7 protein-coding genes are annotated in these 12900 nt (G+C 32.8%); all 7 read right to left on the bottom strand.

Features of this window, described 5'->3' with window-relative positions:
- Nucleotides 1–6 precede the first annotated feature (6 nt).
- Complete coding sequence (locus Q0807_RS09325) at nt 7–3189, bottom strand: TonB-dependent receptor (protein ID WP_299108951.1); 3183 nt, start codon at nt 3187–3189, stop codon at nt 7–9.
- A gap of 292 nt (nt 3190–3481) precedes the next feature.
- Nucleotides 3482–3859 carry a cupin domain-containing protein gene (locus Q0807_RS09320; protein WP_299108949.1) on the bottom strand — a complete coding sequence of 126 codons (378 nt, stop codon included), beginning with the start codon at nt 3857–3859 and terminating at the stop codon, nt 3482–3484.
- A gap of 19 nt (nt 3860–3878) precedes the next feature.
- Nucleotides 3879–6155, bottom strand: a complete 2277-nt coding sequence (locus tag Q0807_RS09315; protein ID WP_299108946.1) for an alginate lyase family protein — start codon at nt 6153–6155, stop codon at nt 3879–3881.
- Between the two features lie 2 nt (nt 6156–6157).
- Nucleotides 6158–8503 (bottom strand): chondroitinase-B domain-containing protein, encoded by a 2346-nt coding sequence (locus tag Q0807_RS09310; protein ID WP_299108943.1) that lies wholly within the window; start codon nt 8501–8503, stop codon nt 6158–6160.
- Nucleotides 8504–8621: 118 nt separating this feature from the next.
- A complete protein-coding gene (locus tag Q0807_RS09305; RefSeq protein WP_299108941.1) occupies nt 8622–9896 on the bottom strand; it encodes an Nramp family divalent metal transporter in 1275 nt (424 codons plus the stop codon).
- Nucleotides 9897–9932: 36 nt separating this feature from the next.
- Nucleotides 9933–11816, bottom strand: a complete 1884-nt coding sequence (gene gndA / locus Q0807_RS09300; protein WP_299108939.1) for an NADP-dependent phosphogluconate dehydrogenase — start codon at nt 11814–11816, stop codon at nt 9933–9935.
- 13 nt (nt 11817–11829) lie between these two features.
- A complete protein-coding gene (locus Q0807_RS09295) occupies nt 11830–12873 on the bottom strand; it encodes a polysaccharide lyase family 7 protein (RefSeq protein ID WP_299108937.1) in 1044 nt (347 codons plus the stop codon).
- Nucleotides 12874–12900 lie beyond the last annotated feature (27 nt).

Genomic DNA, 12900 nt, shown 5'->3' with positions numbered 1-12900 from the left:
TTTTATTTAAAAATTAACATTTAAACCTAGTGTAAAACTTCTTACAACTGGACTCGCACCAACTTGCGCTCCATATGTAGTTGGCCCTAAATAATCACCACCTGACGTTGCAACACCCTCTGGGTTATATGATGTATAATTATCTGCCATTATATATAATAAGTTCGATGCAGCAACATATGCTCTAACAGAACTTAAACCAATCTTATCTACCCATTCAGATTTTAAAGTATAACCTAGTGTTATATTTCTTAAAGCGATAAATGAAGCATCTTGAATCATAGCATCTGTTTGATTTCTGCTCGCTGTATAATGCTCTCCATTATGATCAGCAATACCATTGTCATCAGCATCAAAACTACTCACTAAACGTCCTCCCCATTGCGAACCATAATAAAGTGGATCTATATTATAAACCTCTGCTCCATGAGACCCTTGAAATTGTAAAGACATATCAAAATCTTTATAACTAAAATTATGTGACATTCCCCAGTAAAAATCCGGTGTATTTTGTCCAATTTTAACTAAATCACCACCATCAGCAACAGATTTAGTATTATCAATTACACCATCACCATTTTGATCTACAACGTAAGATTCTCCAGATTGATTATTAGGATGCCTAGTTCCATCAGCTAAATATTCCATTTCAACTTCGCCGATAGTTTCTAGACCCCACATTTCACCAATACCTCCACCTACATAGTTTCTAAAAACAGGACCTCTACCACTTTGCCCATAAATAGCCTGAGGTAATTCATCTAAACCACCTAAGTCTGTAATTTCAGTTTCAACTGTAGATAAGTTAGCATTAAAACTCCAAGAAAAATCATCATTACTAATTACTCTAGCGTTTAACTCAAATTCCCATCCGGAACTTCTAACATCTCCAGAGTTAAGCACAATTGATGACGTACCGAAAACTTCAGAAATACTTTGATTAATTAAAATATCCTCAATATCAGATGTATAATAATCTATACCTAAGGTAAATCTATTATTTAAAAATCCGAAATCAACACCATAGTTTGTCTCTGTATTTGTTTGCCATGTTAAATCTGGATTAGCTACATTTTCTGGAATTAAATAACCTGTTCCATAATAAGTTGCTGATGGATCCAAAAGACTCAAAGCATCATATGACCCTAAGAAAGAAGCCGTTCCTAAAGAACCTGTACTAAATCTTAATTTTAATTTACTTAGTACGTCATTATCTTCCATGAAAGATTCATTATGTACATTCCACCCTAATGAAAGCGCAGGGAAAGTAGCATATTTCTTATTTGCACCAAAGCGAGAATCACCATCTCTCCTTATAGATACTGAGGCTAAATATTTATCATCATACGCGTAGTTTATTCTACCAAAAACACTTTCTCTAGCTCTAGTCTCTTTTCTCTCTGTAACTGTAATATCCGCTGGATCAAATAAGTTATAATTAAGAATATCTTCATCTGGTACATTAACACCATCTAAACCAGTTCCTACAAATTTTGTAGTTTGAAATTCTATACCAGCAACTGCTGAGATATCATGCTTACCAATTACTTTTGCATAACTTAATGTCGTTTCACTTAACACAGACCATACCTTTAAGTCCGTTTGATCCATATAAGTTTGATTTGTTCTCGCTCTAGAATCATAACCAAGTAATCTATGCTCATAATATTGCGTATCTTTTAAATCACCACCTAGTACGGTTTTAATATTTAATCCGTCAATAATGCTATACTGCAAATAAGAACTTACATTTCCGAAAAACGTTTTTTCCCAACGTTCCGTATTATCAAGCTTAGCAGCAGGACCTGCATCTCCAGACCCACCAATACCATTATTATTTCTTCCGTAATGCCAGTCTTGCGCAGCCATACCAGGCTCTAATGCATAAATACTATTGGCTTCATAAGTAGACCCTCTGTAACCATCGTCAAAAGCCTCTAATCCTAAAGCTTGAGCCTGAGCGTCTAACCCCTGAACAAACGCAATAGACTCTGCTGTATGATAAACAGGGTGAACACCATAAGATCTTAGTAAATCTCTCATATCGTGACCTAAAATATCTCTATCTGATGTAAAGCCATTGAAACTAACACCAGTCTTAAATTTATCTCCCAATTTAGCATCTACATTTAAACGTGCGTTAAGTCTTTCAAAACCTTCAGTTATGATTATACCGTCTGTATTTTGGTAACCTACTGATGCAAAATAATTAACATCATCAGTTCCTCCGCTCATACTAAAATCATGACTTGTTGTACTACCATTTCTAAAAAGCCAATCTTCAGGACTAATTGCTCCTGGTGAATTTTCATAAGCACTTAATCTATACTCAAGAAAAGCTGGATCAACATTATCAACTGTTCCTGACCAATTACCCGCAGCAATTTGCTCTCTTGAATGCGCAGCCCACTCTGGACCTGACTTTAATATATTATCACGATACTTACTAGAAAAACTTGTATAAGCATTATAACTAAAACTTGCTTTACCGGATTTTCCTTTCTTAGTTGTAATTAACACAACACCGTTCGCACCTCTAGAGCCATAAATTGCAGCTGAAGCAGCATCCTTTAAAATTTCTAAACTTTCAATATCATTTGGGTTAACTGTTTCTAAACCTCCAGAGATAGGATAACCATCTACAACAATTAAAGGATTAGATGCACTTGAAATTGATGAAGCTGCTCTAATTTGAATTTTTGGAGCTGCACCTGGCGAACCGTTTTGGTTCTGAATTAATACACCAGATAATTTACCTGCTAATGCATCATCAACACGTGTTACCTGCACTGCTGCAACATCATCCCCACCTACCTTAGAAATAGCTCCAGTAAGATGTGATTTTTTACGTGTACCATATCCTACAACAACAACTTCACTTAAAGAATTATCATCTTCTGCTAGTGAGATATTTAAGGTTGTCTGACCATCAATTACAATAGTCTGAGAAACATATCCAATATAAGAAATTTGAACAGATTCTCCTTTAGCCACCTCTAATTGGAAATTTCCATCAAAATCCGTAGAAGTACCTCTAGTTGTTGTAACAACAATAATATTTGCACCCGGAATGGGCATGTTGTCAACTGCTGAAGTGACCGTACCTTTTATAGTATAAGCCTCTTGAGCAAAAATCATCACACTAAAGAGTAGTGTAACAACTGTAATGAGTTTAATTTTTAAATTCATAATTCATTGTTTAGATTAGATTGTTTTATTATTAGTTTATTTATTAGTTAGTAAATTGTCGCTTAACACTACCTAACAGGAGATTGCTTCGAGATAATTTACTGGTCAACCAAATTGGTAAACCAGTTTGGTTGACCAAATATATATAAAATTTTGTTAAATACATCGTTTTCGTAAATTATCTATGTTAAAATAGTGAATGTTTAAGTTAAAATAGCATCTATATGAATTGTAGTATAGAAATATCTCGCTATTTTATAAAGCTCTAAAAATCAAGACAAGAAGATTTGTCCTAAGATTCTTTATCTCCAAAATAAGATGGTCCTTCTCCTGTTAAGAAATCTTCTCGTACTGGACTAAATGTATCTATCAACTCTCCTTCTTCTAAGCAAATTGCACTATGTAATAAGTTAGGCTCAATATACACACCATCTCCTGCTTCAACTATTTGTTTTACTCCATCAATTTCGAACTCAAATTTACCTGAAACACAATAGGTAGCTTGCGTATGAAAATGTTGATGTGGTGCACCTAATGCGCCTTCGTCAAATTTTACTCTTACCATCATGATTTGGTTATCGTAACCTAAGAATTTTCTTGAGACTCCTCCTCCAAGAACTTCCCATTCCATATCTTTTGTAACAATGTACTTTTCGCTAAATCTTTTCATAATTTTTAATTTATTTGTTTTATTTAAAATAATAAGAACCCTTAAACTGGTAGTCTTTATCGTTAATTTTTAAGTTATGTGTAGCTTCTAAAGAAGCATTTGCATTTGAAGTTATGAATAATTTTTCCTTACCGCTTATTGTTGTTATTACAATTGCCGTATAATCTTTAGTGTCTAAAATAACTTTTAACTCCTTAATATTGCTATTAGAATTTAGTGCAGATTCTGAAACAGGACTATAACTACCGTGCGCTTCAATTACAGAAACAAAAGTTGTGTTTTTTGAGTCTTTTCTTCTTAAAAGTAAAGAAGGATCTCTTCTTAAGTTAAAATCAGGATCATTAGCGCCAATTCTGGTAAACAACAATTCATCTTTATCACTAGTTACGGTTGTCAACGTATAAAACTTGTTATTGTTTAACCAAGAGAATTTAGAGTTATCATTATTAGCTTTTGCAGAACCTTCAACAAACAAATGTTGGTAACCATTTTTAGTTCCTAATGGCTTTAAAGTTTGTGGTGTTGAATAGTCGAAATTAGTTTCTAATACTTGTCCAAAATAGTAAAATGGAAAATCATACTGATTAGCAGAAATAGAACTAACCTTCATTACATCTAGTATATATGGTTTTTCGAAATCTTCATCTTTTATTACAGCCATAGTACGAAGCATATCTGTACCAATGTATGTGTTATTAACTTTTGCACTAATCACTTGAACATTATCATTATCTGTAGAGAAATAATGCAAGTCTGGGTGATTTTGACTTCCTATTTCATATTTACCATTATAATGAGAGGTTTCATTTTGTGTTACCGTATTATGTGCAATGGTCTGTTTTGCCCAAGTTTTATTTTCCTTTAGGTAATTACCACCTCCTTTTTGTTCAATATTTACAAAACGTGCTAAACCATAATCTTGTAAAATCTCTTCGCCATTTTCATATAATGAATACGATAGTTTATCGTAATGTCCATGGCTAGATCCTTGTGAAGCATATTTAAAAACAAGCTCCATACCTTCATTTCGCAAAATACCAACACCACCTTGTTTTCCTTCTGGTCCGTCAGATAAATTAATAGATTCTTTTCGGAAAGGCTCTTCACTTCCATTTTTAATACCAAGTGCAACAGCTAAACCAGAATCATCTAACAAAACTTGATCTTGTTCTTTTGCAATACTTAATAAACCAGCATCCTGACCTCCATAGTGGTATGAAATATCTACAGCAGTTACTAAGGCGCTATTGTAGTAAGACATTCCTTTTTGACCATCGTTTAGCGGGAAGAAATCACCATCTGCATCAGATAAATTTAGTAATGCATTTATAGATTTTAAAAGCACACCTTCTTTATATTCAAATATTTTTAATTCTGGCTTTACATTTTGTAAGCCTTCTGCAAAAATTAGAAAAGGATACATCGCATAACGTTGGTAATATGGTCCTTCATTATAGTAACCATCCGGAGAAAAAGGTTCTTCTATATTCGCTAAAAAACCAGCTTTTCCGTCTTTATTTAAATAACCACCATCATCATCTTTTTCATTTGTATCTAATTTTAAATCTTTAATTCCATATAATGCACGATCAATTAACTCTTCATCATTCATTACTAAACCAATCATCCCAACAGCTGCATTTCCCCAAGTACTATGGTTGTGTACTCTTTGGTAAAACTGAGGACTGTCTATTGAAATATGATTTGCAAAAGGTTTAAATAAATTTGTTTCTAGCTTGTTGCGTTCCTCTTCCGTTAAATAATCGTAGATACAATCGTAAGCCTGACTTACATAAACCAACCAGTTAGAATCGTTTAAACATTGCCAGAATAATTTCCCTCTAGCATAAGATCTCGTTTTTGGGTGTAATGGCAACGTTTTATACAGTGCCTCATATTCCATCAACATGTCTTTTACATACTTCGCATATTTTTCGTCATCTAAAATTTGATATAAAAGACCAGCTTTTTGCAACACAAACCAATTACGTTTATGTCTTACGTGTGTGTATCCACCAGAATAATCTTTTGGGATTGGCACTTCTATTCCTAATTCAATCTCAGCGTCAATTTCTTCTTTTACGGCTTGCAAAGACTTATCAAAAATTGGAATATTACCCAATTGCGCTCTAATATCTTTTACACCTTGAGCTGTTAATATCAGTTTTGGGTGTTCTTGAGTAATTGCAGATTCGCTATTATCTGCAACAGCTGTGTCTTCTTTTTTACAAGAAAACACAGTGAATACAATTGCGACTAAAGCAAATTTTAATATGAAATTTTTAGTATTTGTCATATTTAGTGTTTAGAAATTATTCCTATATTTTTATTATCAGTTCCTTTACCTTTTAATTCAGAAGCATCAGACAATTCAGAAGTCCCTTCTTTAAAAGTTGGTTCTATATTATATAGGTTTTCAATATTATATTTTTGATCTCCGGTAACTTCAATTTTACCAGATTTGTAATAGTTGTTATTTAACACATTTACAATTGGTTCACCAACTACCAAATGCATATTCAATCCTGCTGTATTAAAAAAGTTGTTATTTTCAATATCATTTACCTGAACACCATATAAAGACATTGCAGCTTTATACTTGTTCTTTTTACCAAAGCCAACATTGTTAAATACATTATGCTCTACCTCTAAAAATGGCCCAAATGTACTTTCATCTTTTCCTCCTCTATACAACCTCAATGCAGCACCTTGCATATCGGTAACCGTATTATTTTTCATAATCATATATTCTACATTATAAGCTCCAATATCATCGGTTTCTTTATCTAATGCAGTAATATGTCCTGAAATGTTTTTAAATGTTGAATTTTGAATACTAATAGTATCTGCAAATGTTCCTTTTGAAACTCTAAGTACATCAAACGAATGATTAACTACCATATCTTTAAACTCACAATTATCTATAAACAGTTTATAGTTATCTAACATTGAATTCTTACTTGTACTGATGACAGAGTTACCAGCGTAATCTGGAGATTTTGTTCCGTCGAAAGCCACATTCTCTAAAGATAAACTTCCACCATCTTGTATTTCGAAAGCCATCATACGCTCAAAGAAGATAGTTGCTTTTTTTACTCCTGAAGTTTTAAAAGTTAATGGATGATTAACTTGAACAGCTTTAGTTATCAAATACGTTCCAGCTTCTTCCAATTCAATAATATCTCCAGCTTCCGAAGTTTTTACAATTTCGTATAAGGTATTAATTCCAGGAGTAACTTTAAGTGTTTTACCGGAATTAAGAGCTACAGTTTTATCTGCTTTAGAATACCAAGTAGTACCCGTATTTTCTTTAGTTGCAATTTTTGGGCTGATTACAATCTTGTTTTTAATTTTATCTGAAGTTGGAATTAAAAAGCCTTGTTCATTTTTTACTAAAGTGATATCTGTTTTTACAAAACCTTCTTTTATTGTAGTTTCTCCATTTTCACCTAGAATATTATCTTTAAATGTAATACCACTTATATCAGCATCAATACTGAAGATATCTTTCTTTTGGGCATTATAAATAACGTTACTTGAAAACTCTGACGATCTAGGTGCTTGACTTCTTTCTGAATCATTCCCAGCTCCAAAAAGAATATGATCACAATCAATAAACGTATTGTTATTCACTTTAGAATTAATTACAGGTACATAACGATTTGGTGGTGAATTTGGCACACCATTCATCATTACAAAAGCGCCTCTAAAACGGTAACCTGTTAAACCAATATGATAATTATTAATAACAGTTTGTGTTTCGTTAATTACACGGACACCACCTGTACTTGGTTTGTTATTTCCTATAAATACGTTACCATCTACCAACGTTTCATTTCCATGACGCATAGTTAATGTTCCTGTACACTCAAAAAAGGTATTGTATTTAAATGTGTTTTGACACGCTTTGTTAGAAATAATTTCGTGTTCGCCATTTGTTCTATCGAAATAATTAGATTCCACAAAAGTCTTCGAGTTTTCTAGAGCATGATGACTAGTACCAATTCTTAAGGTTTCACCTCCATTATTTCCATAGGTCGGGCGAGGACCAAAATAGTTGTGATCGATTTGGTGGTTATTTTCTCTACTTTCTTTAGTATCTAAACCAACAATCATAGTTACGCCTAGGTTCTTTTTACCAGCAATATGATTATGATCTATTCTATTATTTTTTCCGTAGATAGTTACCCAATAATCTTGTACTTGACGTTCTGGGTTGTTATAATTATCAATTACACATTCAGTTAAACGTGTATAGTTAGCCATTTCCTCTCTGTTTTTTCTAAAAGAAATAACAGCGTTTGTTGGTGTGTAACCATTTTTAAAAACTAAACCATTAACTATTAAATGTTCTCCTGCTAATTGTAAGTTAGAATTCCCTTCTAGAGTTACTTTTCCTTTCTCTTCAACAGTAAGTGTAATTGGGTTTTCTTCGGTTCCTTTTCCTTCAAAAACTAATTCTGCATCATTCCAAACACCATTTGCCATAGTGATGATATCACCTGGATTAGCATTTTTCACTGCGTCGTTAAATTCAGAAACGTCTTTTACTAATAAATCGCTATTGTCTTTTTCTTTTTTACATGAAAAAACCACTAGTAAAAAGCAGATTGAAACAAGTAAAAATTTTGATTGGTTTTTCATATAAAAACTGGTTTACCAGATTGGTTTACCAATATACGTGAATTTTGAATTTAACCAAAAGATATATGCACTTTTAACTCAAAACTGTATTATTTTACCCACAAACAGCAAAATGTCTTTAGAAATATTCAGTCAATGCAATAATTCCATTGTAAGAAATAATACATGCAAAAAGAAGCGATGCATACAATCCAATATTCACAAAAAGACTTGTTTTATAGCCTTTCATAATCTTCTTATTATTAACCATTAATATAATACCAAGAATTACAATAGGTAAAACGAAAACATTAAAGACTTGAGAAAGAATTTGAATCTCAATTGGGTTGGCTCCAAAAGCAGGACCAATTAAAGCCACTAAACAAGCAATTGCAGTAATAATTCTAAATTGCTTAGAATTGGTATCTAATTCGCCAGATTGGTAATCTGCAATCAATAATGGCGCAATTAATAAACAAGGAAAAATAGACGATAAACCTGCGCTTAAAGCGCCAAAAAAGAATATCGTTACAGCCCATTTCCCAGCAACTGGCTCTAATGTATTTGCCATATCTAATACCTGAGTAACTTCTTTACCTTCATAATACAAGGCACCTGCAGCTACTGCCATAATCACAGCACTAATAATAAATATTAAAATTGCGGCTGTTATAGAATCCCGTTTCTGTTGGTCTAAGTTTTTAATTGTCCACCCTTTTCCTTTTACAAACAATGGTCTAGACAAAAAAGTAGCGGAAGCCATTGTGGTACCAACAAATGCAGCAACCAACATTTTTCCTCCTGGCACATCCGGAATAGATGGTATCAATCCTTTAACAACATCTATTGGCAGCGGTTGCACAAAACATAATGACAATACAAAAGACAAACCCATTAATGTTACAAAAATGACCAATATTTTTTCGAAAAACGTATACTTACCGACTAGCATTAATAAGTAAAAAACAACAATAATTATAATGGCTGTAATTAAAACAGTCTCATACTTATGACTGGCTAGACCTTCAAAGTTTATGGCCAAAATTTCATAAATAATATTAGAAGAAATACCTAAAATTCCCATCAAAGAATTCCACTGTCCAAAAGTAATACCAACGATAATTAATATAGCTAAAGCTTTACCAAATTTTAAATGTTTTTTAAAACCAAAGAGCGCTGTTTCACCTGTAATTAATCCATAATTACCATAAGCAAACATTAATACTCCAGAAAACAAACAACTTAAAAGTAATACCCATAATAATTGCATGTTAAACTTACTTCCTGCGACAATCATTGAAGTAACACTACCTGTACCTATGGTGTAACCAATCGCAAAAATACCAGGTCCAAACCCTAATATTATGGCAATTATTTTTTTAAAAAATGATTTGTTAGGTGTTGTTGCATCCATAATATGAGTTCGTTTTTGGTTAGTTAGTTTTTGGTATTAGTTCCAGTCAGTGTGATGACTCTTTCCTGAAGCATCATCTAATCTGAGATACGTATGTGCTCCAAAATAATCACGTTGTGCTTGGATTACATTTGCCGAAGCATATGCCGTTGTTATTCCGTTTAAAAATTGAATTGCTTCACTCAAAGCTGGTGTTGCAACATCATTAAGAATACTTTGAGAAACTACCTTTTTTGCAGCTGGTTTATAGGTATTAACTAAATCAATTAATTTAGGGTTAGTTAATATATTAGTTGTATGTTTAAATACTTCTACCAATTCTTCCATTAAGGTTGATCTTATAATGCAACCATTTGTCCAAATTCGAGCAATTTCACTAAGATTTAAATCCCATTCGAATTTATTTGAAGCTTCCGCAATTAATTTAAAGCCTTGATAATGATTGATAATTCTTGCAAATTGATAAGCTTCTAAAACGTCATTGGTTGTAATATTTAATTCTGAAGTCGTTTTAGTTTGAAATTTTTCATTTAATTGGATTCGCTCTTCTTTATAAAACGAAATATATCTTGAAAATAAAGCGGAAGCAATTAATGTACTAGGCACTCCAAGTTCTGCAGATGAAATGGCCGTCCAGTTTCCTGTACCCTTATTACCCGCTTTATCTAAAACTTTATTTACTAACCAATCGTCTCCTTCTTTCTTCTTAAAAATAGCAGTCGTTATTTCTAACAAATAACTATCTGCTATGTCCTTCCAAGATTGTAAAGTTTGAGATACCTCATCAGGATTTTGACCTAAAGTTTCTAAAATAGTAGACACCTCAGCTAACAATTGCATTTCTACATATTCTACTCCATTATGTACCATTTTTATAAATTGCCCACTTCCTTCTGGACCAACATATGTACAACAAGGCAAACCATTTTTGTCTTTTGCAGAAATAGTTTCTAAAAAAGGAGCTACCTTATTATAAGCATCGATATCTCCGCTTGGCATAATAGATGGCCCTTTTAGAGCCCCTTCTTCTCCTCCAGAAACTCCTGTTCCAATAAAATGAATCCCTTTAGTCTTTAAATAATCGTAACGTTCTTTAGTTTTCTTATAATTTGAATTTCCACCGTCTATTATGATATCATTTTCAGATAGATGAGGCAGCAAATCTTCAATAACGTAATCTATTGTTTTACCTGCATTCACCATTAACATAATGCGTCTTGGTTGTTGCAAAGAATTTACAAATGCCGAAATATCATCAAACGCTTCCGCTCGAGATAACTCAGGGTATTGAGCTTTAAAATTTATAGCAACATCTTCTTCTACACCATCCACATGCCTATTAAACATTGAAATTTTAAAACCGTTATTCGCCAAATTTCTACATAGGCTTTTTCCCATTACGCCTAAACCAAATAATCCAAATTCTGAGGTATTCATTAGTTCTTGTTTTATCTTTTTAATAATCTCTTGTGGTGATAAACTGATATCTATTTTAATAGCGCACTCAGGATTTTCTAAAGTATCAAATTGCGACTTTAATAATTCTGAAGGCATAAAATGGTCAGCTCTACTATTTACTCTTTCTAATATTTGATTGAAAGAACCCACTAAATGCACCCACTCTGTATCGTCTTCTATAGTATCACTTAATATATCTCGATATTTTTGCTTTAAAGCAGAACATACAATAACACAACTATTATTTTCTAGCTGCTTCTTTGCCAAGTCATTTAAAGTCTCTAACCAACCTTGTCTGTCATCATCATTTAAGGCTTGACCACTAGACATTTTTGTGATGTTACTTTCAGGATGAAAATCATCTCCATCAAAAAAAGGAATGCCTAAATCTTGAGCAAGTAAAGTTCCGATAGTGCTTTTTCCGCAACCTGAAACTCCCATGACATATATAACTTTTTTCAATGTATTAAGGTTTTTAGTTAGGATTTGTTCCTTCTCCTACAGTAGCTTCTTTAAACCACACCTCAGAATAACAACCGTTTGCATATTGTTTTGCAATGTCTCCATTGTATGTTTCCGAACCAGTGTACCACACTATATTGTCTTCTGGATTTTTACCATTAGTTTGGTTATATGCACCTTGTTTAAAATAGTTTATTTCGCCAGCATAAGCACTATCGCGCTCAACACCATCGCGTCCGATTGCAGCATATAATGACCATATTTGTTGAGGAATATCTTCTTTTCTTGCAAAGTCTGATTTCAATAAGTTTTTTGTGAATTTTACAGTTTCATGACCTTCACTTCTAAAAGTAAGGTACATAATGCCTTTATATACATTTATTTCGTAACTAAATTCTTCACCTAAAGCAATACCATCCTTTGGTTCTTCTGGATAAGTATTTGGACTATCACCTACAACTGACATATCATTTCCCCAAACCGCTGTAGAAAAATCCCATCGGCTAGAGTTATCGTCGCCATCTGTATTAATTTCATAGTTCCAAAACACAGAACCTTTAGTATGGCCAGGAAATTTTTTGTAAAATATCTTTATTGGTTCATTCTCATGACCTTCATCACTATGAATTTGTCCAACAACAACAGAATACGAAGCCGCTACTCTTGCATCACCAGACGTAGATACATGTTTTACCTTTAATCTACCTGTTAGTTTTCCTCCCACTTCAGGAATCCAATGATTTTTCTGACCCAATTCGGTTCTAGTATTACTTGATGTACGAGAAGTGACTCCTGAGTTTGGTGTTTTATAAACGACCCAATTGGTATCATTATCATTTTCGACATAGAAAAAATCATCTTTCGCGTAATTTACTAATGAATCACTATAGGTACCATCACCCAAAAGTATTTTCCACTCGTCCATAAAAGGTATTACATCACTTGGATAAATAATAGTCTTTTCTGTTTCAGAAGTTTCTTTAGAAGTAGTCTCTGTATTGTCTTTACAGGCTACAATTGCTAAAAGAGTAAATATTGATAATATCGATTTTTTCATGTTAAATTGATTTTTTTTATGAGAATG

It is taken from the genome of uncultured Winogradskyella sp., from assembly GCF_947495255.1.
Lineage (GTDB): Bacteria > Bacteroidota > Bacteroidia > Flavobacteriales > Flavobacteriaceae > Winogradskyella.
Note: the sequence above shows the minus strand (reverse complement) of the source record. Positions and strands in the feature narration are given on the sequence as shown.

Bases quoted from the DNA above. Each gene is read 5' to 3' on its own strand.
- Q0807_RS09295 (WP_299108937.1), bottom strand. From the start codon at position 12,873: ATGAAAAAATCGATATTATCAATATTTACTCTTTTAGCAATTGTAGCC.
- Q0807_RS09310 (WP_299108943.1), bottom strand. From the start codon at position 8,503: ATGAAAAACCAATCAAAATTTTTACTTGTTTCAATCTGCTTTTTACTA.
- Q0807_RS09315 (WP_299108946.1), bottom strand. From the start codon at position 6,155: ATGACAAATACTAAAAATTTCATATTAAAATTTGCTTTAGTCGCAATT.
- Q0807_RS09305 (WP_299108941.1), bottom strand. From the start codon at position 9,896: ATGGATGCAACAACACCTAACAAATCATTTTTTAAAAAAATAATTGCC.
- Q0807_RS09320 (WP_299108949.1), bottom strand. From the start codon at position 3,859: ATGAAAAGATTTAGCGAAAAGTACATTGTTACAAAAGATATGGAATGG.
- Q0807_RS09325 (WP_299108951.1), bottom strand. From the start codon at position 3,189: ATGAATTTAAAAATTAAACTCATTACAGTTGTTACACTACTCTTTAGT.